This is a genomic window from Actinomadura sp. NEAU-AAG7 (assembly GCF_018603865.1).
GTDB classification, from domain to species: Bacteria; Actinomycetota; Actinomycetes; order Streptosporangiales; family Streptosporangiaceae; genus Spirillospora; species Spirillospora litoris.
Genome location: NZ_JAHFZY010000001.1, coordinates 327,748 through 352,728 on the forward strand (window position 1 = coordinate 327,748; position 24,981 = coordinate 352,728).

Below are 24,981 nucleotides of genomic sequence, written 5' to 3' on the forward strand. Positions count from 1 at the left end.
GACTTCATGAACACCGTCTAGTCGACGGGCTCGCCGACCAGGACGGTGGGGCGGCCGGCGCGTTCCCAGATGACGAAGTCTCCGGCGGCCTTGACGAGGGCGGCGGCGAGCCACAGGGCCATGCCCGTGTCGTCGACGATGCCGACGACGGGAAAGACGTCCGGGATGGCGTCGATCGGGGACACGATGTAGATGAGGCCGAGCACGAGCAGGCCGAGCGTCCCGAACGACATGCCCTTGTAGCGTCCGCGCAGGACGGCCTTCAGCATCCGGGGGACGGCGCGCGTCCGCTCCCACAGGCCCGGCGCGTCGGGGCGAAAGGTCTCGCTGTAGATCTGCCAAGCCTGCCCGGCGGCGGCCGCGCTGCGCTTCCTGTCCACAGGTACTCCTCGGGCTAGGGGGGCGCGCCCCCGCGGCGCCCACGACTCTTTACGACGCGACAGGCGCCCGAATTGTTCCAATAAAGGGCCCATGAGGTCGGCCACAGCCCGCTCGCGTTCAGGTCCGCCCGGCGTTTCGCAGCGGTTTTCAGTTACCCGAAGTGAGTTCTACGTCACTCTGGTGACGATCCGGCCACGGTTCGCGCGGTCCGCTGCGAGGATGGACGCGGGAACCTCGCTCGGTTCGCGGGATTCGCGGGAGGAGCGCCGCCTCCCTGGCCCGGCCGTCCAGCATCGTGGGAGCTGACCGACATGAGCGGCGACCATCCGCACGACCTGTCCCTGCCCCTGTACGGCAGCGCGGCGGGTGTCAGCTATGTGGCGCTGCCGCCGACCGCCGTCGACGTGGTCGCCTCGGGGCCGACCCGCCTGATCGTCGCGTGGCCGGGGTTCGACCCGCCGCGCACGGCCCGCGCGCTGGCGGCGGCGGTGCCGATGACCGGCGTGCCCGCGTGGCGCGTCTTCCTCGACCTGCCCGGCGGCCCGCCCGGCGGCCTGGGCTCCGGCGCGATCCTGGAGAACGAGGCGATCGAGGGCTACGGCGCGGCTGTGGAACGTGCCGTCGAGACGCTGCCCGCCGTCGTCGCCGAACTCCGCGACGTCCTCGGCCTGCCCGGCGAGGCCGGTGGGCCGGGCGGCCCGCTCGGGCTCGCCGGGTTCAGCGCGGGCGCCGCCGTCGCGCTGCTCGCGCTGGCCCGCGACGTCGTCCCGGTGACGACCGCCGCGCTCGTCGCGCCCGTCATCGCCCCCTCGCGCGCCGCGCGCGCCGTGGAGAAGCGCGCCGCCCGCGAGCGGACGTGGAGCGAGCGGTCCCGCGCCCTCGCCGACCGGCTCGACCTCGGCGCCCTCGCCCCCGACATCGCCGCGCGCGAGACCGCGCTGCTGCTCGTCGCGGGCGGCAAGGACCGGGTCGTCCCGCCGGGCGAGGTGACCGCGCTGTGCGACCGGCTGCGCGAGGCGGGCGCGCCCGCCGCCGAGTCGGTCACGCTGCGGATGGGGCACGCGCTGGCGCCCGAGCCCGGCACCGAGGCGCTGCCGCCGATCACCGAGGCCGTGCGGGTGGACGGCGTCCTCACCGACTGGTTCCGCGACCGGCTGGCCGAGCCCCGGCCGCGGCCGCCCGCCGACGTCCCGCCGATCAGGCTGCGCCTCCCGGAGACCCCGGCTTCCGCGCCGGTCCCCGATGACGAGCCGAAACCGCGGGCGACGGCCGTCCACCCGAACTGACCGTCAGTCGCGCGCGAGCACCTGGTAGCGGACGGGGATCACGCCCGCGCCCGTGCCGCCGACCTTCTGCATCGCGGCCTTGGACAGGTCCAGGCAGCGGCCGCCCGCGTAGGGCCCGCGGTCGTTGATGCGGACGATGACCGACCGGCCGTTGCCGGTGTTGGTCACGCGGACCTTCGAGCCCATCGGCAGCGTCTTGTGCGCCGCCGTCAACTCGTTCGGGTTGAAGGGCTCGCCGCTCGCGGTCATCTGCCCCTCCCAGTAGTAGGAGGCCGTGCACGCGCCCGACTTGAGGACCTTGTAGGTCTTCTTCGCCGGCTTCTTCGCCTTCTTCTTCACCGTGTGCCGGGGCTTGGCGCTCTTCTTCGGAGCGGGCTTGGCGGACGGCTCGGGAGAGCGCGCCCCGCCCCGGCTCGCCCGGGTCGGCGTGCTGCGCGGTGGGTCGGCGACCGGCGCGCTCACCTGCGGTGACGTCTGCGCGGCAACGGCCGAGTCGGCGGAGCCGCCGCCGTTGAACAGGGCGAACGCGCCGGCCGCGAGAACGGCCACGGCGACGCCGGAGGCGATCAGGATCGTGCGAAAGCGAAATCGAGGGCTACCCACGAAGGAGTCCTTTGATCGGGGACAGGGCCCCGGACGCCCGGCGTTGGTCACCACCGTGTCGCGGCGGGCACGGGCGACCTCTCGTCCCCGTTTCCCCTTACCGCTCGCCTGCTCATCAGGCGTGTCCGCGTCATCGCGGATCCGGCGTCCGGCAGGTGCGGCGGGAACGCTTTTTCATTTCTGGTCAACTGCGACGCCGCACAAGTCCCAGACCGTACGGCGTGTCCGGCCTAGATCACGACACTCGGCCCCACTTTGTGGGGTTTATCACCCTCTTCTTTGCCCTCCGAAGCTGATCAACTCCATTGGGTCATCGTTTTTGAAGATCGACTTTACCCGCCATGGAAGACATGATCACGGGGGAATAACGCGCACTCCGGGAGAAGCGAAACGGGGCGTTCCACGCAACGTGGAACGCCCCGTTCGGCGGTTCTCGCAGGCCCTCCGGCCCGCCCGGAGCCCGTGAAAGGCCGGGCGGGACGCGGGTTCGCTAGGTCGCCTTGAGCACGGTGACGACCTGCCCGACGGACTGCTGGACGCCGCCGACACCGCCGGTCGCGGAGTTCGCGGTCTGGCCGACCTGCCCCAGCAGGTCGCCGCCCGGCGCCGGGTCGCGCAGCGCGCGCCGTCCGGCGGGCGGGAACAGCATCGAGGAGCCGACCGGGAGCCCGGCGGCGTCGGCGGAGCGGACCACGCCCGGGACGTCCGGCGCGCCGAGGATGCCGCCGCCCTGGCCGAGGCTCCCGTTCACGAACCGCCCGCCCGGCAGCGCGGGGGCGCCGCCGACCTGCGCCTTCCTGGCGTTCGCATACCTCCCGACCGGGGCGGCCCCGGCCACGCCCAGCCGGTTGGTGACCTTGCTCGCCGTGTGGGTGACCTTCTGTGTCGTCCTGACGAGCTTCCCGGCGGTGTCGAGCGGGGAGGGCGCCGGCTTGCCCGCCTGCCGGCCCGCGTGCCGGTCGGCGCGCAGGCAGTCGCCCGGCCGGTCGCCCAGCGCTCCGAGCGGGAGGTCGGCGGCGCCGTCCAGCGCGCAGCCGACCGGACCGCCGCCGGGGGCGGGCGGCGCGGCGTGCGCGGGCACGGTCGAAAGGGTGAGCGCGCCGGCGAGGACGGAGACGCTGAGCATGCTTATGGCGGATCGCTTCATTGTTTCCCCCGGTTGTCGGATGGACCCTGCGCGGTGTGCGTGCGCCCGCGACTCTCCGGCGCACCGTCGTCGGGGGACGTTAGTACACGAAGGCCCCGCGCACCGGCGTTACACGAATCCGTTGGGGGAGAAATAAGAATCCAGGTGAACGAACCGGTGGCATTCCGCCGGGCGTTACATGGCGATAAGACCGGCAATTCGGCGGCTCTTACCGGAGGAAAAGCGGACGGCGCCGGACATGCGTCGGGGCGCCTCCGGAGCACGCTCCGGGGGCGCCCCGCTCGGGCCCGCGCGGCGCGCTAGCCCGTGCCGCCGACCGCGATGGCCTCGTCGATCTCGTCCTTGCGGGCGGCCACCTCGGCCGCGTAACGCTCCTCGTCGATCTTGTCGGCGATCTCCTCGTCCTGGTGCATCAACTCGTCCAGGCTCGCCTTGGCGTGGTCGAGCACGCCCATGTCGGTGTAGGCCGCCTGCACCTTGTCGCCCCACAGCCCGATATCGCGGACGCAGGGCACGATCCGGGTGAACAGCAACGACTGGTAGAGCTGGTACATCGGCGCGTTGTCCACATATTCCAGGCACCGGTCGACCGGCATGTCGAGCTGCTCGAAGATCTCGCGGCCCTGGAACCGGTCGCGCATCAGGTAGCAGCCCTCGACGACGAACTCCTCGCGTTCCGCGCGCTCCTTCTCGGTCAGCTCGGCGTAGTAGTCCTTGAGCGCGAGCCGGCCGAACGCGACATGCCGCGCCTCGTCCTGCATGACGTACGCGAGAAGCTGCTTGACCAGCGGGTTCGTCGACAGGTCGCGGTAGACGCCGAACGCGGCGAGCGCGAGGCCCTCGATCAGGACCTGCATGCCGAGGTAGGGCAGGTCCCAGCGGCTGTCCTCCAGCGACTCCGCGAGCAGCTTCGCGAGGTCCTGGTTGATCGGGTAGTACATCCCGATCTTCTCCTGGACGAACCGCCCGTACAGCTCCACGTGCCGCGCCTCGTCCATGACCTGGGTGGCGGCGTAGAACTTGGAGTCGAGGTCGGGGACGGACTGGACGATGCGCGCCGACACGTTCAGCGCGCCCTGCTCGCCGTGCAGGAACTGGCTGAACAGCCACGAGCCCTGGTGGCGGCCGAACTCGTCACGTTCCTTCTGCGACATCTTGTCCCAGATGTCGGAGCCGAGCAGCGGGTTGAACTCGTCGGGGAGCCCGGCGACGTTCAGCGGGTCGACCTCGATGTCCCAGTCGATGCGCTTCTGCGCGTCCCACTGCTTGTCCTTGCCCTTCTGGTACAGGCCGAGCAGCCGGTCGCGGCCGTCGTCGTACTCCCAGGAGAAGCGGGCCTGGCCCGCCATCTGGACGTTCCACGTGTCGGTCGGCACCGGCGTGGTGTACAGGTCATGGGAACTCACGGGGGAAGCCTCCTCCGGGCGTGACGCCGCTCGGTCGCGACGCCGGGGGACGCGGGGTTGCGGGCTGTGTTCCACCCTAGATGCTTTACATGCTTTCGTAACATGTAAAGCCGGGTGAGGCCATACCCGCGCGCGGCCGTTTCGCCTCCCGCGCCGTCCCCGCTCCATCGGGGCGGCCCGCCCGCTCAGCGCGACTGGAGGGCGTCCAGCGCGATGGCCTGGGCGATCACCAGGCGCCGGTCGAGGCGCGGGTCCCGGATCTCGACGAGGTAGCGGTCGCGGAACCCGAACTTCTTCTCCACCGAGAACACGGCCTGGTCGCCCGCGTAGAAGTCGAAGTGGTACGGCCAGGCGAACGGCAGCACGTCCACGTACGGGATCAGGTCCCAGACCCGCCGCAGGACCGCGACGAACTTGTTGCGCTCGCTGCCGGTCGTCACGCCGAGGCCGGGCTGCTCCAGGTGCCAGGTGGAGGCGAGCAGCGACTTCTTGAAGTCCTTGCGGAAGACGCCGATCGGCTGCCCGGCGGCGTCGGTGACGTCGTAGGCGGAGGCGAGGTCGATGCGCTTGCGCGCCTTGAACCCGAGGAGCGGGCGCGTCTTGCTGTCGTCGGCGTACAGGGTGACCTGCTCCTTGAACGCCATCCGCTTCTGCTGCGCGAACGCGAGCAGTTCGCCCTCCGACCCGTCCGGGTTCTCGGCGTGCACCTCGTACTGGTTCACCATGAACCGCAGCCGCTGCCGCACGAGCAGCCGGTGCTGCGTCTGGAGCCGCTCGTCGTCCAGCGAACTCACCCATCCTGATCGTGATTTTGACGAATCAAAGGCGGAGTCTGCCACAAATCATCCGTTTAAGGTGACAATTCGGCCCACGCAGGACAGGGGTGCTCCGCCGCGCCGCCAGGGCGGCGCGGGGTCAGGACTCGCGGATGTGGGAGGCCAGGTACCCGTGGATCAGCCGCTCGGCCTCGGCGACGATCTCCGGATCGCCGTCCGGGTCGCGGCGGAAGGCCATCTTCAGGACGGCGTCGCCGGCCTCCACCGCGATCGCGAGCGCGGTCGCGAGGCCCGGGGTGTCCTTGACGCCGAACGTCTCCACGATCATCGTGCGGAGCCGCCCGGCGACGACGGCGTTGTTGTCGGCGTCGGAGTCGAGCAGGTTGACGTCGGCGACGTCGCCGAACCGCAGGACGCGGAAGCCGGGAACGGTCCGGTGCATCTCCACGAAGATGTCGATGATCGCGCCGACCGTGTCGGACCAGTCCGCGAAGGCGCCCTCGGTGAGCGTCCGGGAGATCCGGTCGCCGAAGACCTCCAGGTTGCGCAGCGCGAGCGCCTGGGCGACCGCGCGCTTGTCGGGGAAGAACTGGTAGACCGAGCCGATCGCGACCTCGGCGCGCTGCGCGATGCGCGTGGTGGTGAGGCCGTCGTAGCCGTCCTCGTCGAGGATGTCCGCGCACGCGTCGAGCATCCGTTGGACGCGTTCGGCACTGCGGCGCTGGGCGGGGAGGCGGCGGAGCGGGGTCCGGATCTCGGTCACCGGACCATTGTCACCCGAGCCGGACACGCCGCGGCAGGCCACGGACCACGATCCCCTCCTCGCGGACACCGGACTCTTCCGCTCAGAACACCACAAGCCCAAAGATCCGAACGATATTCGTATTTAGTGGGGATTGCGGATACCCCTGAGACGGGGGATGCGGGCGTCGGGCGAGGGCGTGGCGGTGCGAGGATGGCGGCATGGAGACATTGGACGAGGTCCGCGCGCGGATCGACGCGCTCGACGGTGAGCTGGTGCGGCTGCTCGCCGAGCGGCAGGAACTGGTGCGCGCGGCCGCCGCGTTCAAGCGGGACGAGCAGGCCGTGCGCGCACCCGGCCGGGTGGAGGCCGTCGTCGCGCTGGCACGCGAGCGCGCCGAGGCGGGCGGGCTGGCGCCGGACGTCGCCGAGGCGGTGTGGCGGGCGATGATCGGCGCCTTCATCGAGCTCGAACTGGGTGAGCACGCGGCGCGGACCGAGCGCTGAAGGTCCGCGCCCTCAGGCATCGAGGACGGCCAGGTCGACGCGGCTGAGCGCGTCCGGGTCCTTGACCGCGGTGAACGCGGCGACCCGTCCGTCCCTGACCTCGACGCGCAGGACGAGCAGCAGCCGCCCGCGCGGCGCGACGACGAGCCCGACCGCCCCGTCCACGAGCGCGGGACGGGCCACCCGCGCCAGCCCGCCGTTGGTGAGCGTCTCGCGCGCGACGCGTCCGGCGCCGCGCATCACGGTCGCGCCGTCGCGCCTGACCACGTCGGGTGCCAGCACCGCGAGGAGGCCGTCGAGGTCACCGGCGCGCGACGCGGCGAGGAACGCCTCCACGACCTCCCGCTGCCGGCCGAGATCGTCGACCGGGACCGCCGCGGCGCCCTGGACACGGGCGCGCGCCCGGCTCGCCAGCTTCTTCGCGGCGGCCGGTGACCGCCCGACGATCTCACCGATCTCCGCGAACGGCACGGCGAACAGGTCGTGCAGGACGAACGCGACCCGCTCGGCGGGCCCGAGCCTGTCCAGGACGACCAGCAGCGCCAGCCCGACCGAGTCGGCCAGCACCGCCTCGCCCTCCGGGTCGGCCGCGTCCGGGACCGTGACGAGTTCGGCCAGGTCGGAGGGGTCTTCGGGACGGCGCTTGCGCGCGCGCAGCACGTCGAGGCAGACCCGGCCGACGATCGTGGTCAGCCAGCCGGTGAGGTTCGCGACGCCGTCGGCCCCGGCCCGGTCGGCGCGCAGCCACGCCTCCTGGAGCGCGTCGTCGGCCTCGTCCGCCGAACCGAGCATGCGGAACGCCACCGCCCGCAGATGCCCGCGCGCACGGTCGAACTGCTCGGCCAGTTCGGCTCGCTCGTCCATCGGTCACCTTCCCTCGCCACCCGCCGTCATATCAATGAGGAGAACGACGAACGGACGAGGAAGCCGACCCGCCCATGCTAGCGGCGCCCGCCGGGCACGCGGGTCGGCCGGGCACCATTGCGCGAGGACGAGATGACCCTGCTGCACCTTGATTCAAGCCATTCCGGCGACTCGATCACCCGGAGGCTGACCGGGCTCTTCGCCGACACCTGGACGGCGGCGAACGGCCGCGCCGGATACCGCTACCGGAACCTCGCCGCCGACCCGGCGCCGCCACTGACCGCCGCCTACTGCGCGCTCGGACGGCGCGTGGAAAGCCGCGGGCTCGTCCCGCCGGAGAAGGTCGCCGCGCTGGTCGAGGACCCGGCCGAGGAGCGCGAGTGGGCACTGACCCTGCCGCTGATAGAGGAGGTGCACGCCGCCGACACCATTCTGCTGGGCGTCCCGATGTACAACTACTCGGTGCCCGCGTCCCTGAAGGCGTGGATCGACCGGATCACCTTCCCGGGCGCCTACATGGAGGACGTGCTGCGCGGGACCCGCGCCGTCGTCGTCACCGCGCGCGGCGGAGCCTACGGCCCCGGCACGCCCAATGAGGCCCTCGACTTCCAGGAGCCCTACCTGCGGGCCTATTTCGGAAGGCTCGGGCTCAGCGAGGACGACGTGCACTTCGCCAACGCGGAGATGACGCTGACCGGCCTCGTCCCGCACCTGGCCCGCTTCAAGCAGATGACGGCCGATTCCCTGGCAGCGGCCCAGGAGAAGGTGAAGGCCCTCGGCGCGGTCCTGTGAGCGCGCCGCCCTCGGGCCGCGGGACGGCGGTTCGCAGGCTAGGGACATGTCCTCCAGGCAAGCCGGTAGGTGGTTCCAGCGTCTTGATCCGTGGAATCCATGCTGATGAAACTGACCTTCGCCGGATCCGATGTCCCCTTATCGACCCGCAACTCCGTATACAGGATCAGATCGGGCTCTTCCCCGCATCGCGTCCAGTCGAGGACGGGCAGGGTGTCAGTGAACCGCCAACTGCCCCTGAAGGCACCCTTCAACTCATGCGTGATCCTCGTTCCGTCAAGGACGCCCTGGAAGTAGAAGGCACCCTTGTGCAGAGCGTTCGCGCCATCCTGCAATTGGGCGTAGCCGTGGCTCCGCACCTGCGAGATCGCGTAGCTGTAACCGTCAGGTACACGTACCTTCAGAAGAATTTGACAGTTCTTACGCGAATCCGCAGGGCTCGACGAGCCTCCGACCTGGGCCATGTGTTGGGAATAGACGACCTTGAAGCCGTCCCTGTCGGGGTCGAGCTGAGTCCGGACGGTGCCGGGCGGGCACCCGGAGCCGTTGGCGGCCGCGATGACGATGGTGACGCCGACCGGGCCATGAGCGGGGCGCGAACCGGCGCCGGCCGGGGTCGCGGCCGCGGTCAGCCCCGCGACGACCGCGCCGAGAACGAGCATTCCCTTATGCACGCGTTCCCTCCGATCCAGAAATTTCACGAAGGGTAACTTTCGCGCCAATCACTGTCAATCGTCAGTTTTCAACTCAACCCTCCGAATAATTTCGAGGGTTGGGTACGCGCAATTCGCGCTGATCATAAAGGCCGATCGCGCGGGCCTCGCCGCCTGGTAGGCGAATCCGCCGACGGCACTCGGCTCCCCCGCGCAGAACGGCGTCACCTCAAGATCCGGGCATCACACCGGGCCGTTGAGCATCAACGTCCGCCGCGTTCGCTCGGGCCCTCGCCCCCGAGCGAGGACCCGAGACCGCGCCCGGCCGCCGGTCAGATCAGCGAACCGCCGGTCGCGTCGATCACCTGACCGGTGATCCAGCGCGCGTCGTCGGAGGCGAGGAAGGCCACGATGTCGGCGATGTCGCGCGGCTCCCCGACGCGTCCGAGCGCCGAGACCGCGGCGGACCGCGCCCAGGCCTCCTCGTCGTTGCGCAGCCAGTCCGCGTTCATGTCGGTGTCGACGAAGCCGGGGGCCACCGAGTTCGCGGTGATCCCGCGCGGGCCGAGCAGTTTGGCCAGGTGGAGCGTGAGGTTGTCCACCGCGCTCTTGGTGGGCGCGTAGGCGATGATGTTCGGCATCGCGAGCCGGGTCGCCCCGCTGGAGATGTTGATGATGCGGCCGCCGTCCCGCATCCGCTCGACCGCCTCCTGGATGATGAAGAACGGCGTCCGGACGTTCACCGCGAAGACCTTGTCGAACTCCTCCTCGGTGACCGAGGCGAGGTCCTGGTTGCTTCCCCTGGCCGCGTTGTTGACGACGATGTCCACACCCGGCTGCGGCGTCCGCGCGTCGAACGCCTCCCAGAGCCGGGCCGCGTCGCCGCGCTGCCCGAACTCGGCCTGGATCGCGAACGCCTCGCCGCCGTTCGCGCGGATCCGCTCGACGACCTCGTCGGCCTCCTTGCTCGCCTGGGCGTAGGTGAGCGCGACCAGCGCGCCGTCGCGTCCGAGCCGCTCGGCGATGCCCCGGCCGATGCCCCGGCTACCCCCGGTGACCAGCGCGACCTTGCCGTCCAGTGCTCCCATCACGGGCCTCCCTGTTTCTTGAACGACCACTCAAGAAAGACCGTAGCACACTTTTTTGAGTGAACGCTCTACAATGAGGTCATGAGCAGAACAGGCACCGCCCGGGGCCGCCCCCGCGGCTTCGACCGCGACGCCGCGCTCGCCCAGGCCACCCGGCTGTTCTGGGAGCGCGGCTACGAGGCCACGTCCGTGGGCGAGCTCACCGCGGCGATGGGGATCAGGCCGGGCAGCCTCTACGCGGCGTTCGGTGACAAGAAGTCGCTGTTCAAGGAGGTCGTCCTCGCCTACGGCGACTGCCCCAGCGGAGCGTTCATGAGGACCGCCCTCGCCGAGGAGCCCACCGCCTACAAGGCGTTCGAGCGCATCCTGCGCGAGGCCGCCGAGCTGTACACCGACCCGTCCCACCCGGCGGGCTGCCTGACGATCAGCGCGGCCACCAACATCAGCCCCCAGGACGCGGAGGTCGCCACGTTCCTCCAGGGCCTCCGCGCCCTCCAGCTCCAGCGGTTCGAGAATCGATTCCGCGCGGCCCAGGAGGACGGCGAAATCCCTCCGGACGCCGACCCCCGCGCCCTGGCCCGCTTCTACGCGACCGTCATCCTCGGCATCTCCCAACGCGCCCGCGACGGGGCCGACGCCGCCGAACTGGCCCAGACCGCCGAGTTCGCCCTGGCGGCCTGGCCCACCTGAGACTCAGCCGGCGACACCGAACGGGTTGTCGACGACGTACCGCCAGTACCCATCGGCCCCGCGCCGGGCGACATCGGTCGCGGTCCCCTCGATGTTCACGGGACTCCCGTCCGTCGCGGTGCCCTCGATGACCCAGTCCACGATCAGCAACGCGACATCGCCCGCCGTGTAGACGTGCCGGGGCCGCACCTTGATCGGCACTCTCATCTTGACGAACTGGGCATTGGCGTCGTGTGCCAGCTGCCCGGTCACCGGCGCCCCCGGCCCGGGGACGAACACCGCCCCCTCCTCGTAGACCTCCGCCACCGCGTCCGTGTCACCGCTGTTGAACCGCTCGGCGAACACCGCGGGCACATCCTCGGGCCGAACCGCAAGACTCCGCGCCATCAGCGCACACGCCCTCTCACCAGGTAGAAATCATGGGGACACGGCAAACGCTAGGAGCCCCCCTCGTGACTCACCAAACGGTTGGCCGCCCCCGTCCGGGCCTGCCCGACGACCCGCACGGGCACACCACGGAACCGTCCCCGTCCTGCCCGGTGGAGATCGCCCTCGCCGCCCTTAAAGGCCGCTGGACGACGCTGGTGATCCGCGAACTCCTGCGCGGCGAGCACACCTTCACCGAACTCCGCGACGCCCTGCCCGCGCTCTCCGACAAGGTGCTCTCCGACCGTCTGTCCCACCTCGCCGAGACCGGCGTGGTCACCCGCCACCGCGAACCCGCCTGGCCGTCCCGAACCCGCTACCGCCTGACCCCGAGCGGCCACCGCCTGGGCCCCGTCCTCCAAACCCTCTGGAACTGGGGCACCGACCACGCCGCCGCTGACCTGTAGGAAACAAAGCTCGGGGGTCTCCTCCAAGGCGACGCGGGGGCCGCGCCAGTGCTGGACGTGCGCCTGACCAGCGGCGGGTACGGTTCTGATCATGACGGTCGTCCGATCCCTGGTCCTGTTCGCGCTGGCGGCGGTCGCGGAGATCGGCGGGGCCTGGCTGGTCTGGCAGGGGGTGCGCGAGCACCGGGGCGTCTGGTGGATCGGCGCCGGGGTCATCGCGCTGGGCCTGTACGGGTTCGCGGCCACGTTGCAGCCCGACGCCGACTTCGGCCGGATCCTGGCCGCCTACGGCGGCGTCTTTGTCGCCGGTTCACTGGCCTGGGGCATGGTGATGGACGGCTTCCGCCCCGACCGCTGGGACCTCATCGGCGCCGCCATCTGCCTGGTCGGCGTCCTCGTCATCATGTACGCCCCACGCACCTAGCCGGAACGCCGAGGATCAGCGGTCCGGCTCGTCCCGCTTCAAGCGGGCCACGAGGACGGCGAACGCCTCGCGGGTGATAGACAGGTGACCTGCCTCGGGCGCCTTGCTATCCCGGACGCCGACGGTGCCCGCGAGCCGCGCCACCTCCACGCAGTCCTGACCCCCCGCCGCACCGCTGCCGCTGTAACTGGACTTACGCCAAATGATCATGCAAACCGCTCCATCGCTTGATCGATGAGTCCCAGGCTGGCGTCTCGGGGTAGGGCACATGCCCCGATTCGCTCCCAACGTACCCCGAACCCGCGCACTTCTGCGGTCTCTTGTATCAGCCTGCCGCCACCGGGAGCCTCCACGAAAGCGAGGTCCTCGGTCTCCATGGCCAGGCTGTTGAACGAGCCGTCCAGCCCCACATAGGAGCCCACGGACAACGGAACCGTTCGGACCGTCACATGGGGCAGTTCGGCCGCCTCCCTAAGGCGTGCGAGCTGCTGATACATCACTTCTGCGCCACCCATCGGGCGATGGAGGATGCCCTCATCGAGCACTACCCAGATAGGCGGCGGCTTGGGGCGAGAAAGCAGCTCCTGCCGCTTCATACGACTCTCCACCGCCGCTTCGACGTCCTGCACCAGCCCGGACTCTTTGATCATCGCGCGGGCGTACTCGGGGGTCTGGAGGAGGCCGGGGATCAGGGAGAGGCGGTAGAGGCGGACGACCAGGGCCTTTGCCTCGTACTTGGCGTATTCGGCGAACCAGTCCGGGTCGTGGGCGGTGCGGGCGTAGCGGACGAGGCGTGCGAAATGGCCGTTGAGTCGTAGGTGGACGTCGAGGCGGGCGGCCTGCTCCTCGTTCATGTTCCAGCCGTCGCGGGCGTGCTCGATGTTCGACACAGTGTGCCTGCTGCACTTCATGACCAGGCCCATCTGGGAGAGCGACAACTCCTCTCGCTCGCGGAAGAAGCGCAGGTCAGAGGCGATCCAGTGCTTGAAGGACGCGTCGGGGTTCAGGTAGTCGATCGGAGCCACCGGATCTACCTCCGCTGTGTCGGGTCTTTATTCGACACACGACAAATTAATCCGGGGCGGTCACCCTTGTCTTGGGAACGGCAAAAGAAAGGGGCCGCCAGGTGGGGATTAATGCCATTAGCTCGGATGAATTGGACATGACCTGCCTGGCGGCGCCTACCGGCCCCGGGCTGGAGCGGACGTTGATCGGGTTCAGGCTCGACGAGTGGGGCCTGAGCGGAATCGCCGGCGATGTGGTTCTGATCGCGGGCGAACTGGTCGCGAATGCCGTGGCGGCCGCGCCGTCCAAGGAGATCCGGGTGTGGGTCAGCCGGGAGCCGCACTCGGTCGTGCTGCGGGTGTGGGACTCCTCCGAGTGCATGCCCATTGCCCGGCCCGTCAAGGAACTGGGCCTGGACGACATCGTCCCGGACGCGCGGGCGCTGGAGCGGGGGCGCGACGGCGGGTGGGGCCTGCCGATCGTGGTCGCGCTGTCGTCGGAGTGCGGGGTGCGCAGGACGCCTCCGTCCGGCAAATGGGTCTGGGCGCGTTACACGTTCTAGGGCAGAAGGTCAGCCCTTCGGGGCCGTGATCACTGCTGTTCATAGAAAGGGAGACCGTGGGTTTATGGGCCGGGTTCGACAAGCGGAGGTTCTTCTGCGGAGAGGAGGGGTGCATGAGTTGGCTGCGGCTCGTCGGTGGGGGGCCGTGGTCGGGACGGATAGAGTCCCCGCAGGGCGGGGGCACCGTGTGCCGCAGCGTGTGGCGGCCGTGCGTGCTCGACGACGGAAGGGACGTGTCTGTGGCCGGGACGGACGGGCATTGGGTCGAGCGGATCGTCGAGGCCGACCAGGAGTTCCCCGAGGTGGTGTCGCAGACGTGGCGCTGGTACGCGCGCTCTGCCACGCGGGCGCGGTTCAGCTATTACGGGCTCGAACTGTCCAGCCTCCTGGTCGCGGCGGCGATTCCCGTCTCGGCCGTCGTGTGGAAGAGCGCGACGGCCGCGGCGATCCTCGGCGCGGTACTGGTTCTGGTCACCGGAATCCGTCAGGTCGTCGGGTGGCATGAGAACTGGATGAGTTTCGCGCAGGCGCGGCACCAGATCGAGAAGGAGATCGCGCTCTACGGAATGAAGCACGGCCCCTACGGGGAAGCCGGGGATTCGCGCGGGCTGCTGTGCGCGACGGTGCTGGAGATCGCCGAGGGCGAGGGGCAGCGGTGGTCGGCGCGGCGGGCGCAGGTGGCCGCCACGCCGCCGGTCCTGCCGCCCGCGCCCAATCAGCCCCAGTGAGCCCGGAGGGAGTCCTCCGTGGTGCCCTGCCAGGCCACGAAGCCGTCGGGCCGCACGAGTACGGCGCCGTCGATGTCGAGGGCGTGGACCTGGGGGTCGAGGCGGGCGGCCGCCGTCCGCCAGCGGTCCAGGTCCCGCGCGGCGAACAGGGTCCAGCGGGAGCCGATCAGGTCGAGGGTGGAGTCGGACCCCACCCAGCGGTGCGGGAATCGGCGGCCTGGGCGGATGGCGTCGTCCAGGACATCTGATTCCGTGTCGTGCGGAGGGTAGGCGTAGCACATCATGCCGCGCAGGTAGGCGATGGCGATCTTCTCGTACAGGGCGTCCGGGTCGCCTTCCAGCGACTGGTAGCCCCGGTGGAGTGCGCGCGAGAGGGCGAGGGACGCCTTGGCGGCGGCCCGGCGTTCCGGCTCGTAGCCGTCCAGGAGGCCGGGCGCGGCCTGCCCGTTCAGAACGGCGGCGATCTTCCAGGCGAGGTTGTGGCCGTCCTGGATCCCGGTGTTCATGCCGAGACCGCCCGCCGAGCTCTGGACGTGCGCGGCGTCGCCCGCGAGGAAGACCCGGCCGTTCCGGAAGGACGACGCCGTTCCGATGGCCGCCTCCCAGGCGTTGACGGTGTGCAACTCGATCGGGACCGTGTCGTCGCCGATCGCGGCCCGGAGCAGAGCGAGCGTCTCGGGCTCCGACAGGCGCGACGCCCGATCCTTGCCGGGGTGGTCCATGATGTGGGACGACCACTGGTCGCGGCCGTTCTTCGACATCAGCGTCGCGTAGACGGCGTCGTTGCGCACGAAGCACATGTGCGTGCCCCATTCGGTCAGGACGGGCCCGAGGTCGGCGCGGAAGAACGCGGTGTCGAGACGGGCGATGACCTCCCGGTCGGGGACGGTGATGCCGAGGTACTCGCGGACGTCGCTGCTCGCCCCGTCCGCGCCGACCACGTACTCGGCTCTGATCTGCCATTCCTCGCCCGTGGCGACGTCGACGACCTGGGCGCGCACGTGGTCGGTATCGGGGACGAGGCCGGTCAGGCGGACGCCGAATCGCACGTCACGGCGGCGCAGTTCCCGCAGGGCCAGACCTTGGATCTGGTCGTGCGTCAGGATCAGCCGGGAGTTCACCGGGCTGCAACTCTCCAGCATCGCGGCGTAGCGCGCCGGTGGGCCCGACCGCTGGAGGGTGGCGCCGAGACCGCTCGTCTTGAAGACCGTCCGCATCGGGGGGCCGCCTTCGAAACCGAGCTCGTCCAGCGCCGGGCCGAGGCCGATGGAGCGGAACACCTCCAGCGTGCGGAGGGAGGTGCTCGCCCGAGGCACCGTCGATATCCCGTCCCGCTTCTCGATGACCAGCGGCCGGATCCCCCAGTGCGCGAGGAACAGTCCCGTCGACAAGCCGACCGGTCCGCCGCCCACCACCAGCACGGGTACATCGTCAATACGCATCCGCCTGCTCCTTCGCGATCGGCGTCCACCCTGCACGCTCAAGTCCACTTGAGTGCAAGATGGGGCCATGACGGACGAGCGCTACTCGATCAGCCAGGTCTCGCGCTGCTTCGGCGTGCCGATCTCGACGCTGCGGTACTACGACGAGTTGGGCCTGCTCCCGTCCGCCGGGCGCAAGGGGAACGTGCGCCTGTACGGCCCCGCCGAACTGCGGCGGCTCGCGCTCATCCAGCGGCTGCACCACCGCGGGCTGGTCAGCCTGGCCGACACCGCCGCGCTGATCTGCGAGGCTCCGGCGGACGACCGGCCGACGGGACGCGAGGTGCTGGAGGCCTCGATCGAGACGATCAGGGGCAGGGTCGAGGACCTGCGGGCCGCCCAGCACCTCCTGGAGCACATGCTGACCTGCCCCAGGGCAGACCCGGTGCGCGACTGCACCGAGCTGCGCGTCGAACTCGACCAGGCCGTGGAGGACGGACTCGGCGCCCTCGACGTGTGAACCACTGGACGCGGCGCATCGACCTTGGTCGCTATCGGGGGCCGGACGGCGTCCCTACGTTGGCGGGTATGAACAGTCCGAAGTCCTATGACGGGTTGTCGGCGGTGGTCTTCATCGTCGGGCTCCACGAGGGCGTGATGCCGTTCGTCGCGAAACTGTGGGACGGCAAGCCGACGCTGTCGCTTCCGACGCGCCTGCCGAGCCCCGCGTGGTGGCTGGTGTCGTCGTCCGTCATCGTCGTCGGATTTCTGCTGCTGTGGTGGATCGACTCCGCGAAGAAGCGCCGTTTCCCCGACACCTGATGGCCGGCTCACATCCCCGGAGGTCTCGGGGCCCCGACCTTGAGCGTGTGGTCGGCGGCATCCCACAGAAAGCGGACCGTATGGACGGGATCGACGCCGAACGTCCCGCCCGCCATGAAGACGAGGTTGCAGTAATGGCAGTAGTCGAGCAGCGGCCATAACCGCCGGACGGTCTGGTACACCCATCCGGCCGTCCGCCACTGCCTGCGCACCTCTCCCGAGGACGCCAGCAGGATCAGCCCGACGATGAGCACGAGCAGCCCGATCGTCGACATCGCCGCCCCGACCTGGACCGCCACCGCGTCCCGCTGGTTCTCGGAGTCGGACGTGGAGCCGAGCCCCGCGAGGAACAGGAGGAGCCCGACGGTGACGCAGGCCCGGTACGCCTTGATCCGGCCCGGCATGGGCGGAGGGGCGGGCAGGCACAGGAGGCCGGAGAGCGGCCGCGTCCCGCGTCCCACGATCGCGTGGGCCCGCTCGACGGGGTCGGCCGACCGGCAGCGCGGGCAGGTGTCCATCTGGGTCCCTTCCTGCCGGTGCCCGGCGTCGGATGGGAGCAGCCTCACATGGACGGCCCGGGACCCGTCCCGCCAGGTGCACGAAGGCCAGGCGCACCCTTCCCGCCCGGCCCTCGCACGCGCCCTTCTAACCCGGCCTCCCCGCCCGGCCTTCGCGTCTGGCCTTCGCGCCCGGCCTTCGGGCCCGGCTTTCGCACCCGGCCTTCGCACCGGGCCTTCTAACCCGGCCTCCTCGCCCGGCCCTCGCGTCTGGCCCTCGCATCTGGCCTTCTCACCCGGCCCTCGCACCCGGCCCTCGCACCCGGCCTTCGTGCCCGGCCTTCGTGCCCGCGATGTGCGCTAGCGGGGCTGGAGTTCGGCGCGGAGGCGGTCGCCGGCGCGGCGGCCCGCGCGGGCCAGGGCGCGCGTCGCCGACGGGGACACGCGGGCGAGGACACCGGCCGCGTGCGCCTCGACGCCGACGGGCACGACCGGCGCGTCCCGCCGGACGGCGCGCAGGATCGCGGCCGCGACCTTCTCCGGCGGGTGGCCCCGGCGCTCGAACGCCCCGGCCATGCGCTCGCGGACCGCGGCGGCGGCGCCGGGCGGGAGGCCGACGAAGTCGGTCCGGCTGATCAGGCCGGTGTCGATCACGCCGGGGCAGACCGTGGACACGCCGATGCCGTGCCGCTCCAGGTCGGAGCGCAGGCACCCGCCGAGGTGCAGGACGGCGGCCTTCGTGGCGCTGTAGGCGGGGGTGTCCGCGCTCGGGCCGAACGCCGACATGGACGCGACGTTGACCAGGTGACCGCCCTCGCCGCGCTCGACCATCTGCCGTCCGAACAGGCGGCAGCCCCGGTAGACGCCGTCCAGGTTGACGGAGCGGACGCGGGCCCAGTCGTCCTCGGACGTCTCCAGCAGCGAGCCCGCCATCGCGATGCCCGCGTTGTTCACGACCACGTCGGGCACGCCGTGGGCGTCGCGGACGTGCGCGGCGAAGTCCTCCATGGCGGAGGCGTCGGCCACGTCCACCCCGTACGGGTGGGCCCGGTCGCCGATCTCGTCCGCCGTGCGCCGCGCGGCGACCTCGTCGATGTCGGCGACGACGACGCGGGCGCCCTCGGCGGCGAACGCGCGGGCGGTCGCGCGGCCGATGCCGTGGCCCGCGCCGGTCACGACGACGAGGTCGCCGCCGAAGTCCAGATCGGGCTCCCCGGCGGCGCGGGCGGCGGCGAGCGCGGGCGTCTCCGGGCCGCCGCCGATGTGCTCGGCGAACTCGGCGACCCAGCGGGCGACCAGGTCGGGATGGCTGCGCGCCACCCAGTGCCCGGCGGGGGCGCGCCGCACGTAGAGGCGGGCGACCGGGCCGCGCGCCGACAGCAGGAGCGACGGCGAGCCGTACCGGTCCTTGATCGGGACGATCAGCTGGACGGGGACGTCCGTGCTCCCGTCGCCGTCCGCGCCCGCCTTGGAGCCGCGGCCCAGGTTCACGCGGTACAGGCCGAGGCCGTTCACGGCGTCCCGCGGCAGCGTGTCGGCGGGGTGGCCGGGGCGCGGCTCGGCGCCCTCGCGCGCCCGCATCCCGCGCGCGAACGCCGCCGCGAGGCCGCGCGCCATCAACTCGCCGACGCGCGGCGCCCGCAGGACCGGCATGTAGACGCTGCGCCGCGCCTGCCCGGCGACCTCCGCGACACCGCGCGGCCCCGACCGCAGCGACCGGTGCACCCACCGGGCCATGTGCCGCCGGTCGGGGCCCGAGATCGAGGTGTAGGACGCGATGCGGCCGCGCAGCCGGTCGCCGATCACGGCCTCCCAGCCGAGGACCGAGCCCCAGTCGTGGCCGACCAGGTGGACGGGCTCGTCCGCGCCGACCCCGTCCAGGACGGCGCCGAGGTCGCCGACGAGCGCGTCCAGCCCGTAGTCGAGCGGGTCCCGGGGCGCGGACGAGGCGCCCGCGCCGCGCACGTCGTAGGTGACCACGCGGAACCGGGGCGCGAGCCGGTCCGCGACCTCGTCCCACACCGCGCCCGTATCGGGATACCCGTGGACGAGGACCACCGTCGGACGGTTCCCCTCCCCGCGTTCCCGCACCGCCAGCTCGATCTCCCCCGACTTGACCCGGAAATCCCGCACAGCCCTCTCCCGTTCAGAAGGTGCCGCCCAGGAGAAACCTACGCCCGCGGGGTCCGATCGGTGTTCACCGGACGGGCTGCCGGAGGATCACGCGGATCTTCTCCGGGTCCTCCTCGCGCGGATCGGTCAGGTAGACCTCGTGGTGCAGCCCGTTCGGAACGAGCCCCTCGGCCTCCATCAGCGCGTGCATGCGGGTGAGGCTCGCGGGCTCCTCCGAGTACGGTCCGCTGTGCAGCATCTGCACGCAGCGCCCGTCGGTGAACGCCACCCGCTGGACGCGCGCGGCGGCCGGCACCCCGGCCCGCACCTGCTCCCGCGCCCGCTCCACCGCGCCCGGCGCGACGTCGCCGGTGAGGCGCAGGAACAGGTGCCACCGCCACTCCTCACGCGGGACGTCGAACGGCGACCGCTCGTCCTCGACCCACCAGCGTCCCTCCAGCGGCACCATGGGGGCGTCGAGCGCGCCCATCACCGCGTAGAGCGCGGCGACGCTCGCGGAGTAGGCGGCGCCGCCCGGCTCGCCCTGCCCGGAGACGGACAGGGCCGAGGCCGGGCCGAACTCCGCGATCTCCGGCTCCCCGGCCGCTTCGTACAGGTTCATCACGCGTCCTCCAGTCGGATCAGCACCTGGGTGCGCAGGCGTTCGGGCTCGGTGGCCGCGGGGTCGTCCAGATAGACCTCCCGGACCGGACCGCCGGGCGCGTGCCCGTGGTCGCCGATCCACGCCAGCACCCCGTAGACCGTGAGCTGGATCTCCTCGTAGGGGCCGACGTGCGTCGCGGCGGCGAACAGGCCGCCGGGCAGCAGGTCGGCGCCGTCCGCCGCCTCCATGGCCACGCGGACGTCGAACCCGTCGGTCATGTCCAGGGGGAACAGCCCGACCAGCGCCCCTTCCAGCGTCCCGCCGGAGAGGAGCCGCGCCACGCACGCCGAGGTGGCCCTCGCGATCGTGGTCGGCGTCGCCGCCTCCGCCGCGACCCGAACCCGCCGGGCGGGCTCGCGGACGGTCCTCACCCGCGCCTCCGGCAGTCCCCCGGCCAGCACCCGGTCGAGGAGGTGCAGCGCCCGGCGGCGGCGCAGCAGGTCGTCCTCGATCCGGTCGCGGGCCTCGCGCAGGGCGTCCGCCGCGTCCCCGGACAGGGCGCGCGCCACCGCGGGCAGCGGCACCTCCAGCGTCCGGAGCAGCCCGATCGACAGCGCGTCGCGGGCCTGGTCGCGGCGGTAGTAGCGGTAACCGGACGATGGGTCGATCCAGGCCGGGGCGAGCAGCCCCAGGTCGTCGTAGTTGCGCAGCTGCTTGACGCTCAGCCTGCACAACCGCGCGAACCGCCCGATGGGCAGGAGATCTTCGCTCACACCCTCAGCCTCGCCCCTCCCCTAAGGGGAGAGTCCAGTCAGGGACGCGCCTGTAGGCCGGCGCAACCGCGCAGGCCGTTCCAGCGCTTGGCCTCGGCCGCCGCGGCCGCGCCCGTCAGCGGGATCGGAAGGCCGCCGGAGATGCGGGCGGGCTTCCACCTGTCGGCGGTGATCTTGCCGTTCTGGACGCGCAGCAGCAGCACACCGGAGTTGGCCGTCTGCCCCGACGCGGACGAGAACACGAAGTTGCCCATGCCGTAGTGGACGTACTTGCCGTTCATGTAGCCGCCGCCCAGCGGGACGTGCGCGTGGCCGCCGACGACGATGTCCGCGCCCGCCGCGACGAGCTGCCGCGCGAGTTCCTGCTGGCGGGGCAGCGGGCACGACTTCAGCTCCTGACCCCAGTGCAGGTGGACGATCACGACGTCGGACCCCTTGCGGGCCTCCTTCACCGCCTGCACCATCCGGGGCACGTCCTTCGCGGAGGCGAGGCCGCCCTTGGTGTCGGTCGCCGTCCACGCCTCGATCAGGTTGTCGTCGAGCACCTGGGTGGCGCCGACGATCGCGATCCGGTTGCCCTTCACCGTCGTCCGGTAGGGCCGGTACGCCTCGTCGGCGTTCTTTCCGATGCCGACGACCGGGAACCCGGTGCGCTTGATCGCGGCGAGCGTGTCGCGGAGGCCGCCCTCCATGTAGTCCATGCCGTGGTTGTTGGCCATGGACGTCACGTCCACGCCCGCTCCCCGGAGCGCCGTGAACGCCGACGGCGGGGCGCGGAAGGCGAACTCCTTGCCGGGCGCGGGCGTCCCGCCCGTGGTGATCGCCGTCTCCAGGTTGACCATGGCCAGGTCGGCGCGCCGGAGCTGCGCCGCGACCGGGCCGAGCGCCGTCCTCGGGCTGCCGAGGCGCGAGCGGAGCTGCCCCTCGAAGTGGGTGTCGCCGCCGAACGCGATGACGATCGGCTTCTTGGCCGCCGCCGCCTTCGGGCTCGCGGGCCCCTCGGCCGGACGGGACGCGGCGGGCGGCGTCGCGCCCCGTGCGTCCGTCTCCCCTGAGGACCCGCCGGAGCCCCCGCACGCGGCCGCGACCAGCACCGTCACCCCGGCGACGGCGGTGACCGCGAGCGTTCTCCCGCGCATCGGACCTCCCTGTTCGGCTGGGGCCCAGCATGACAGAAACCGCCCGTAGCACCCAGAGGGCCCCGGATGTAACAACCGTCCGATGATTCACATGAAACCCCCGCTTAGCGGGAGGACGCCGCACCCGCCCGCCGGCAGGGATGATCATGGGCGCGCCTTGACGCCCGCGCGGTGGGCGAAATCAGGGGGTTCGCCGGAAGGTCGGCCCGGCGAGCGGGGTCAGGGGGTCGCCGTGACGTCGGCGCAGCGGCGCAGGCCCTCCCACTGCGCGCGGGCCTCCTGCGCCGCGGGGCCCGACAGCGGCCGCGGAACGCCGCCGGAGATCTCGGCCGGGGCCCAGTCGGCCCGGGTCACGCGCCGCGTCTTCGCGGACGGGTCGAACGTCAACGTCAGAACGCCGCTCTGCGCCGTCCGCCCGGAGGAGTTGTAGAACACGAAGTTGCCGAGCCCGTAGTGGACGTACTTGCCCTTCAGGAATCCCCCCGCGAGCAGGACGTGCGCGTGGCTTCCGACGATGGCGTCCGCCCCGGCGTCGGCGAGCTGCGCCGCGAGCTGCCGCTGGACGGGGGTCGCGCACGGGTTCAGCTCCTGCCCCCAGTGCAGGTCGACGATCACGACGTCGGCGGCCTCGCGGGCCTTCCGCACGGCCGCGACGAGGCGCGGCGCGTCCTTGGCCGAGGCGAGGCCCGGCCCCGCGTCGGTCGCCGTCCACGCCTGCACGAGGTTGTCGTCCAGCACCTGGGTCGCGCCGATCACCGCGACCTTCGCGCCGTTGACCGCCGTCCGGTAGGGGCGGAACGCCTCGTCGGCCGTGCGCCCGATGCCGACGACCGGGAACCCGGCCTGCTTCCCGGCGGCGAGGGAGTCCTGGAGGCCGGTGACCCCGTAGTCCATGCCGTGGTTGTTGGCCATCGTCGCCACGTCCACCCCGGCGGACCGGAGCGCGCGGAACGCCGACGGCGGCGCCCGGAACGTGAACTGCTTCGGCGCCGGGGTCCCGCCCTCGGTGACCGCCGTCTCCAGGTTGACCATGGCGAGGTCGGCGCGCTTCAGGCCGTCCGCGACCGGGCCGAGCGCGGTGTCGGGGGAGGAGTCGAGCCGGGCCCGCAGCTCGCCCTCGAAGTGCACGTCACCGCCGAAGGCGACGGTGAACGGCTTGCCCGCGGGCCGCTTGCCGTCCGCCGACCCGGAGGCGTCGGCGAGCGCCCCGCACCCGGCCGTCGCCAGCGTCGCCGCCGCCACCGCCGCGAGCAGAGGCGACTTCGGCAGGGCGAACGCCCGTCTCGTCCCACGTCCGGTCCCCATGTCCGCCTCCCGCTCGTCGTGCCTGCTTGGACTCGGGTGATCAAGCGAAGGTTCGCGGATCACCCGCCACCGGACCCGAGGCGACCAAAGGCGCAAAGTTCCTAAACTTGAGCCATTCAAGTTAAGCGGATAGGTTGGGATCACTCAGACACCGCTGACCCAGACGATCCAGAGCGCCCACGGAGCGAGGAGAACCGCGCCATGTCCGACAGGCCCACCACCACGAACGACTCCGGGAACCCCGCCCCGAGCGACGAGCATTCGCAGTCCGTGGGCCCGAACGGCCCGCTGCTGATGCAGGACCACTACCTCATCCAGAAGATGGCGCACTTCAACCGCGAGCGCGTGCCCGAGCGGGTCGTCCACGCCAAGGGCGGCGGCGCGTACGGGGTCCTGGAGATCACCGAGGACGTCAGCCAGTTCACCAAGGCCAAGCTGTTCCAGAAGGGCGCGCGGACCGAGTCGATCGTGCGCTTCAGCACGGTCGCGGGCGAACTCGGCAGCGCCGACACCGCGCGCGACCCGCGCGGCTTCGCGATCAAGTTCTACACCGAGGACGGCAACTACGACCTCGTCGGCAACAACACGCCGGTCTTCTTCATCCGCGACCCGCAGAAGTTCTCCGACTTCATCCACTCCCAGAAGCGGCGCGCCGACACCAACCTGCACGACCACAACATGCAGTGGGACTTCTGGACGCTCTCGCCCGAGAGCGCGCACCAGGTGTCGCTGCTCATGACCGACCGGGGCACGCCGTACTCCTGGCGCCACATGAACGGGCACGGCTCGCACACGTTCCTCTGGTACAACGCCGCCGGGGAGAGGTTCTGGGTCAAGTACCACTTCAAGACCGACCAGGGGATCAAGAACTACACAGCCGACGAGGCCGCCGCGCTCCAGGCCGTCGACCCCGACGCGCACCTCCGCGACCTCCACGAGGCGATCAGGAAGGGCGACCACCCGTCCTGGACGGTCCAGGTGCAGGTCATGCCGTTCGAGGACGCGGCGGACTACCGGTTCAACCCGTTCGACCTCACCAAGGTCTGGCCGCACGGCGACTACCCGCCGATCACGATCGGCCGGTGGACGCTCGTCCGGAACCCCGAGAACCACTTCGCCGAAATCGAGCAGGCGGCGTTCGAGCCGTCGAACTTCGTCCCCGGGATCGGCGCCTCCCCGGACAAGATGCTCCAGGGGCGGCTGTTCTCCTACCCCGACGCCCACCGCTACCGCGTCGGCGCGAACTACCTCCAGCTCCCGGTCAACCGCCCGAAGAGCCCCGTGCACTCCTACAACAAGGACGGCGCGATGGCCTACGCCAACTCCGGCGACCCGGTCTACGCGCCGAACAGCGCGGGCGGGCCGGCCGCCGACCCGGCGCGCTGGGAGGGCGAGGGCCACGGGGTGGCAGGCGAGATCATCCGCAGCGCCTACACGCTCCACGCGGAGGACGACGACCACGGCCAGCCCCGCACGCTGTGGGAGAAGGTGCTGTCCGGCACCGACCGCGACCACATGGTCTCCAACATCGTGGGCCACGCCTCGGCCCCGGAGGTGACCGCCGACATGAGGAGGCGCGTCGTCGAGTACTGGCGCAACGTGCACAAGGACCTCGGCGACCGCGTCGCCACTGGCCTCGGGATCAACGGCACCTGACCAGCGGCGCGAAGGGGCGGCCCCGCTCGGGGCCGCCCCTTTTCGCCGCCCGGACCGGAAACGTCGGCGGCGGCCTCCTGGCGATCGTGGACGCCGGCGGCTACCGTGCCACTGTGGGCTCGACCGCCGACGGCACGATCACGTCGTGGCGAGCCCGCCCGACCGC

Annotated in this window: 30 protein-coding genes; 11 read left to right on the forward strand and 19 right to left on the reverse strand. The window is 71.4% G+C overall.

What is annotated here, in order from left to right; genetic code table 11:
- Window positions 1-17: 17 nt before the first annotated feature.
- The gene (locus tag KLI87_RS41385; protein WP_214615527.1) at window positions 18-380 is read right to left on the reverse strand and encodes a YkvA family protein; all 363 of its coding nucleotides are present in this window, start codon (window positions 378-380) and stop codon (window positions 18-20) included.
- Between the two features lie 312 nt (window positions 381-692).
- On the opposite strand from KLI87_RS41385, the gene KLI87_RS01440 reads away from it, so the two are divergent.
- On the forward strand, window positions 693-1,667 hold the full coding sequence (locus KLI87_RS01440) for a S9 family peptidase (protein ID WP_214615528.1): 975 nt from the start codon (window positions 693-695) through the stop codon (window positions 1,665-1,667).
- 3 nt (window positions 1,668-1,670) lie between these two features.
- Here KLI87_RS01440 and KLI87_RS40840 read toward each other — a convergent pair whose 3' ends face one another.
- From KLI87_RS40840 to KLI87_RS01465, 5 genes are all read right to left on the reverse strand, one after another.
- Window positions 1,671-2,270, reverse strand: a complete 600-nt coding sequence (locus tag KLI87_RS40840) for a septal ring lytic transglycosylase RlpA family protein (RefSeq protein ID WP_214615529.1) — start codon at window positions 2,268-2,270, stop codon at window positions 1,671-1,673.
- 490 nt (window positions 2,271-2,760) lie between these two features.
- Entirely contained in the window at window positions 2,761-3,417 is a 657-nt protein-coding gene (locus tag KLI87_RS01450) for a hypothetical protein (RefSeq protein WP_214615530.1), read from the reverse strand.
- A gap of 299 nt (window positions 3,418-3,716) precedes the next feature.
- Window positions 3,717-4,823 carry a ferritin-like domain-containing protein gene (locus tag KLI87_RS01455; RefSeq protein ID WP_214615531.1) on the reverse strand — a complete coding sequence of 369 codons (1,107 nt, stop codon included), beginning with the start codon at window positions 4,821-4,823 and terminating at the stop codon, window positions 3,717-3,719.
- Between the two features lie 185 nt (window positions 4,824-5,008).
- Complete coding sequence (locus tag KLI87_RS01460; RefSeq protein WP_308165807.1) at window positions 5,009-5,617, reverse strand: hypothetical protein; 609 nt, start codon at window positions 5,615-5,617, stop codon at window positions 5,009-5,011.
- Between the two features lie 121 nt (window positions 5,618-5,738).
- Window positions 5,739-6,362 (reverse strand): TetR/AcrR family transcriptional regulator, encoded by a 624-nt coding sequence (locus tag KLI87_RS01465; RefSeq protein ID WP_214615532.1) that lies wholly within the window; start codon window positions 6,360-6,362, stop codon window positions 5,739-5,741.
- 200 nt (window positions 6,363-6,562) lie between these two features.
- Here KLI87_RS01465 and KLI87_RS01470 point away from each other — a divergent pair, with 200 nt between their 5' ends.
- The gene (locus KLI87_RS01470; protein WP_156217282.1) at window positions 6,563-6,847 is read left to right on the forward strand and encodes a chorismate mutase; all 285 of its coding nucleotides are present in this window, start codon (window positions 6,563-6,565) and stop codon (window positions 6,845-6,847) included.
- A 12-nt stretch (window positions 6,848-6,859) separates the two neighbouring features.
- On the opposite strand, the gene KLI87_RS01475 is transcribed toward KLI87_RS01470, so the two are convergent.
- On the reverse strand, window positions 6,860-7,711 hold the full coding sequence (locus tag KLI87_RS01475; protein WP_214615533.1) for a sigma-70 family RNA polymerase sigma factor: 852 nt from the start codon (window positions 7,709-7,711) through the stop codon (window positions 6,860-6,862).
- 132 nt (window positions 7,712-7,843) lie between these two features.
- On the opposite strand from KLI87_RS01475, the gene KLI87_RS01480 reads away from it, so the two are divergent.
- Entirely contained in the window at window positions 7,844-8,503 is a 660-nt protein-coding gene (locus tag KLI87_RS01480; protein WP_214615534.1) for an FMN-dependent NADH-azoreductase, read from the forward strand.
- A gap of 38 nt (window positions 8,504-8,541) precedes the next feature.
- Here KLI87_RS01480 and KLI87_RS01485 read toward each other — a convergent pair whose 3' ends face one another.
- Window positions 8,542-9,204 carry a DUF4360 domain-containing protein gene (locus KLI87_RS01485; protein WP_214615535.1) on the reverse strand — a complete coding sequence of 221 codons (663 nt, stop codon included), beginning with the start codon at window positions 9,202-9,204 and terminating at the stop codon, window positions 8,542-8,544.
- 284 nt (window positions 9,205-9,488) lie between these two features.
- Window positions 9,489-10,244, reverse strand: coding sequence for an SDR family oxidoreductase (locus KLI87_RS01490; protein ID WP_214615536.1), 756 nt, complete (start codon window positions 10,242-10,244; stop codon window positions 9,489-9,491).
- 81 nt (window positions 10,245-10,325) lie between these two features.
- On the opposite strand from KLI87_RS01490, the gene KLI87_RS01495 reads away from it, so the two are divergent.
- Entirely contained in the window at window positions 10,326-10,934 is a 609-nt protein-coding gene (locus tag KLI87_RS01495) for a TetR/AcrR family transcriptional regulator (protein WP_214615537.1), read from the forward strand.
- Window positions 10,935-10,937: 3 nt separating this feature from the next.
- Here KLI87_RS01495 and KLI87_RS01500 read toward each other — a convergent pair whose 3' ends face one another.
- Entirely contained in the window at window positions 10,938-11,288 is a 351-nt protein-coding gene (locus KLI87_RS01500; protein ID WP_308165808.1) for a DUF4440 domain-containing protein, read from the reverse strand.
- A 98-nt stretch (window positions 11,289-11,386) separates the two neighbouring features.
- On the opposite strand from KLI87_RS01500, the gene KLI87_RS01505 reads away from it, so the two are divergent.
- Window positions 11,387-11,767 (forward strand): helix-turn-helix domain-containing protein, encoded by a 381-nt coding sequence (locus KLI87_RS01505; RefSeq protein ID WP_214615539.1) that lies wholly within the window; start codon window positions 11,387-11,389, stop codon window positions 11,765-11,767.
- A gap of 91 nt (window positions 11,768-11,858) precedes the next feature.
- Window positions 11,859-12,191, forward strand: a complete 333-nt coding sequence (locus KLI87_RS01510) for a YnfA family protein (protein WP_214615540.1) — start codon at window positions 11,859-11,861, stop codon at window positions 12,189-12,191.
- A gap of 15 nt (window positions 12,192-12,206) precedes the next feature.
- On the opposite strand, the gene KLI87_RS01515 is transcribed toward KLI87_RS01510, so the two are convergent.
- Window positions 12,207-12,401, reverse strand: a complete 195-nt coding sequence (locus KLI87_RS01515; RefSeq protein ID WP_214615541.1) for a DUF397 domain-containing protein — start codon at window positions 12,399-12,401, stop codon at window positions 12,207-12,209.
- The gene (locus KLI87_RS01520) at window positions 12,398-13,216 is read right to left on the reverse strand and encodes a DUF5753 domain-containing protein (RefSeq protein WP_214615542.1); all 819 of its coding nucleotides are present in this window, start codon (window positions 13,214-13,216) and stop codon (window positions 12,398-12,400) included. The genes KLI87_RS01515 and KLI87_RS01520 overlap by 4 nt, the downstream gene beginning before the upstream one ends.
- Before the next feature lie 137 nt (window positions 13,217-13,353).
- Between KLI87_RS01520 and KLI87_RS01525 the strand changes: the two genes are divergently transcribed.
- Both KLI87_RS01525 and KLI87_RS01530 read left to right on the forward strand, forming a co-directional pair.
- Window positions 13,354-13,758 (forward strand): ATP-binding protein, encoded by a 405-nt coding sequence (locus KLI87_RS01525; RefSeq protein ID WP_214615543.1) that lies wholly within the window; start codon window positions 13,354-13,356, stop codon window positions 13,756-13,758.
- Between the two features lie 113 nt (window positions 13,759-13,871).
- The gene (locus KLI87_RS01530; protein ID WP_156217271.1) at window positions 13,872-14,486 is read left to right on the forward strand and encodes a DUF4231 domain-containing protein; all 615 of its coding nucleotides are present in this window, start codon (window positions 13,872-13,874) and stop codon (window positions 14,484-14,486) included.
- On the opposite strand, the gene KLI87_RS01535 is transcribed toward KLI87_RS01530, so the two are convergent.
- Window positions 14,474-15,928, reverse strand: a complete 1,455-nt coding sequence (locus KLI87_RS01535) for an FAD-dependent monooxygenase (protein WP_214615544.1) — start codon at window positions 15,926-15,928, stop codon at window positions 14,474-14,476. The two genes, KLI87_RS01530 and KLI87_RS01535, sit on opposite strands and share 13 nt — an antisense overlap.
- Window positions 15,929-15,995: 67 nt before the next feature.
- Between KLI87_RS01535 and KLI87_RS01540 the strand changes: the two genes are divergently transcribed.
- Window positions 15,996-16,427 (forward strand): MerR family transcriptional regulator, encoded by a 432-nt coding sequence (locus tag KLI87_RS01540; protein ID WP_214615545.1) that lies wholly within the window; start codon window positions 15,996-15,998, stop codon window positions 16,425-16,427.
- 68 nt (window positions 16,428-16,495) lie between these two features.
- On the forward strand, window positions 16,496-16,729 hold the full coding sequence (locus tag KLI87_RS01545; protein WP_156217268.1) for a hypothetical protein: 234 nt from the start codon (window positions 16,496-16,498) through the stop codon (window positions 16,727-16,729).
- Between the two features lie 8 nt (window positions 16,730-16,737).
- On the opposite strand, the gene KLI87_RS01550 is transcribed toward KLI87_RS01545, so the two are convergent.
- The 6 genes from KLI87_RS01550 to KLI87_RS01575 form a co-directional block, all read right to left on the reverse strand.
- Window positions 16,738-17,247, reverse strand: coding sequence for a hypothetical protein (locus KLI87_RS01550; protein ID WP_214615546.1), 510 nt, complete (start codon window positions 17,245-17,247; stop codon window positions 16,738-16,740).
- A 339-nt stretch (window positions 17,248-17,586) separates the two neighbouring features.
- Window positions 17,587-19,359 carry an SDR family oxidoreductase gene (locus tag KLI87_RS01555; RefSeq protein WP_214615547.1) on the reverse strand — a complete coding sequence of 591 codons (1,773 nt, stop codon included), beginning with the start codon at window positions 19,357-19,359 and terminating at the stop codon, window positions 17,587-17,589.
- A 64-nt stretch (window positions 19,360-19,423) separates the two neighbouring features.
- The gene (locus KLI87_RS01560; protein WP_214615548.1) at window positions 19,424-19,960 is read right to left on the reverse strand and encodes a GyrI-like domain-containing protein; all 537 of its coding nucleotides are present in this window, start codon (window positions 19,958-19,960) and stop codon (window positions 19,424-19,426) included.
- Window positions 19,960-20,715 carry a GyrI-like domain-containing protein gene (locus tag KLI87_RS01565; RefSeq protein ID WP_214615549.1) on the reverse strand — a complete coding sequence of 252 codons (756 nt, stop codon included), beginning with the start codon at window positions 20,713-20,715 and terminating at the stop codon, window positions 19,960-19,962. Before KLI87_RS01565 ends, KLI87_RS01560 begins: the two co-directional genes overlap by 1 nt.
- A 38-nt stretch (window positions 20,716-20,753) precedes the next feature.
- Window positions 20,754-21,854 (reverse strand): CapA family protein, encoded by a 1,101-nt coding sequence (locus KLI87_RS01570; RefSeq protein WP_214615550.1) that lies wholly within the window; start codon window positions 21,852-21,854, stop codon window positions 20,754-20,756.
- 219 nt (window positions 21,855-22,073) lie between these two features.
- The gene (locus KLI87_RS01575) at window positions 22,074-23,159 is read right to left on the reverse strand and encodes a CapA family protein (RefSeq protein ID WP_214615551.1); all 1,086 of its coding nucleotides are present in this window, start codon (window positions 23,157-23,159) and stop codon (window positions 22,074-22,076) included.
- A gap of 201 nt (window positions 23,160-23,360) precedes the next feature.
- Here KLI87_RS01575 and KLI87_RS01580 point away from each other — a divergent pair, with 201 nt between their 5' ends.
- A complete protein-coding gene (locus tag KLI87_RS01580) occupies window positions 23,361-24,815 on the forward strand; it encodes a catalase (protein ID WP_214615552.1) in 1,455 nt (484 codons plus the stop codon).
- Window positions 24,816-24,981 lie beyond the last annotated feature (166 nt).

Coding starts and splice junctions, on each gene's coding strand:
- KLI87_RS01530 (WP_156217271.1), top strand. CDS start 13,872: ATGAGTTGGCTGCGGCTCGTCGGTGGGGGGCCGTGGTCGGGACGGATA.
- KLI87_RS01490 (WP_214615536.1), bottom strand. CDS start 10,244: ATGGGAGCACTGGACGGCAAGGTCGCGCTGGTCACCGGGGGTAGCCGG.
- KLI87_RS01440 (WP_214615528.1), top strand. CDS start 693: ATGAGCGGCGACCATCCGCACGACCTGTCCCTGCCCCTGTACGGCAGC.
- KLI87_RS01470 (WP_156217282.1), top strand. CDS start 6,563: ATGGAGACATTGGACGAGGTCCGCGCGCGGATCGACGCGCTCGACGGT.
- KLI87_RS01450 (WP_214615530.1), bottom strand. CDS start 3,417: ATGAAGCGATCCGCCATAAGCATGCTCAGCGTCTCCGTCCTCGCCGGC.
- KLI87_RS01550 (WP_214615546.1), bottom strand. CDS start 17,247: ATGGACACCTGCCCGCGCTGCCGGTCGGCCGACCCCGTCGAGCGGGCC.
- KLI87_RS01495 (WP_214615537.1), top strand. CDS start 10,326: ATGAGCAGAACAGGCACCGCCCGGGGCCGCCCCCGCGGCTTCGACCGC.
- KLI87_RS01525 (WP_214615543.1), top strand. CDS start 13,354: ATGACCTGCCTGGCGGCGCCTACCGGCCCCGGGCTGGAGCGGACGTTG.
- KLI87_RS01480 (WP_214615534.1), top strand. CDS start 7,844: ATGACCCTGCTGCACCTTGATTCAAGCCATTCCGGCGACTCGATCACC.
- KLI87_RS01515 (WP_214615541.1), bottom strand. CDS start 12,401: ATGATCATTTGGCGTAAGTCCAGTTACAGCGGCAGCGGTGCGGCGGGG.
- KLI87_RS01535 (WP_214615544.1), bottom strand. CDS start 15,928: ATGCGTATTGACGATGTACCCGTGCTGGTGGTGGGCGGCGGACCGGTC.
- KLI87_RS01540 (WP_214615545.1), top strand. CDS start 15,996: ATGACGGACGAGCGCTACTCGATCAGCCAGGTCTCGCGCTGCTTCGGC.
- KLI87_RS01560 (WP_214615548.1), bottom strand. CDS start 19,960: ATGAACCTGTACGAAGCGGCCGGGGAGCCGGAGATCGCGGAGTTCGGC.
- KLI87_RS01545 (WP_156217268.1), top strand. CDS start 16,496: ATGAACAGTCCGAAGTCCTATGACGGGTTGTCGGCGGTGGTCTTCATC.
- KLI87_RS01570 (WP_214615550.1), bottom strand. CDS start 21,854: ATGCGCGGGAGAACGCTCGCGGTCACCGCCGTCGCCGGGGTGACGGTG.
- KLI87_RS01475 (WP_214615533.1), bottom strand. CDS start 7,711: ATGGACGAGCGAGCCGAACTGGCCGAGCAGTTCGACCGTGCGCGCGGG.
- KLI87_RS01510 (WP_214615540.1), top strand. CDS start 11,859: ATGACGGTCGTCCGATCCCTGGTCCTGTTCGCGCTGGCGGCGGTCGCG.
- KLI87_RS01575 (WP_214615551.1), bottom strand. CDS start 23,159: ATGGGGACCGGACGTGGGACGAGACGGGCGTTCGCCCTGCCGAAGTCG.
- KLI87_RS01580 (WP_214615552.1), top strand. CDS start 23,361: ATGTCCGACAGGCCCACCACCACGAACGACTCCGGGAACCCCGCCCCG.